The sequence below is a fragment of the Streptomyces spinosus genome (genome assembly GCF_020400655.1).
Lineage (GTDB): Bacteria > Actinomycetota > Actinomycetes > Streptomycetales > Streptomycetaceae > Streptomyces > Streptomyces argyrophylli.
The window spans coordinates 1-379 of record NZ_JAINRC010000079.1 but is presented as its reverse complement, the minus strand read 5'-3'; the positions used below and the strand labels follow the sequence as shown (position 1 = coordinate 379).

Genomic DNA, 379 nt, shown 5'->3' with positions numbered 1-379 from the left:
GAGGCGGGACCCGGACGGTCCGTACGGGGACTACTACGTCTGGGCCGACGACGACAAGCAGTACCAGGACGCCCGGATCATCTTCGTCGACACCGAGGTCTCCAACTGGACGTACGACCCGGTGCGCAAGCAGTACTACTGGCACCGCTTCTTCTCGCACCAGCCGGACCTGAACTACGAGAACCCGGCGGTGCAGGAGGAGATGATCTCCGCGCTGAAGTTCTGGCTGGACCTCGGCATCGACGGGTTCCGGCTGGACGCGGTGCCGTACCTGTACCAGCAGGAGGGCACCAACTGCGAGAACCTGCCCGCGACCCACGAGTTCCTCAAGCGGGTGCGCAAGGAGATCGACGCCCAGTACCCCGACAAGGTGCTCCTC

General features: G+C 64.6%; 1 protein-coding gene. It reads left to right on the top strand.

Annotation, left to right across the window (positions count from 1 at the left end):
• Positions 1 to 379, top strand: a 379-nt coding sequence (locus LG395_RS41005) for an alpha-amylase family glycosyl hydrolase (protein ID WP_263983672.1), incomplete at both ends; no start/stop codon positions are given.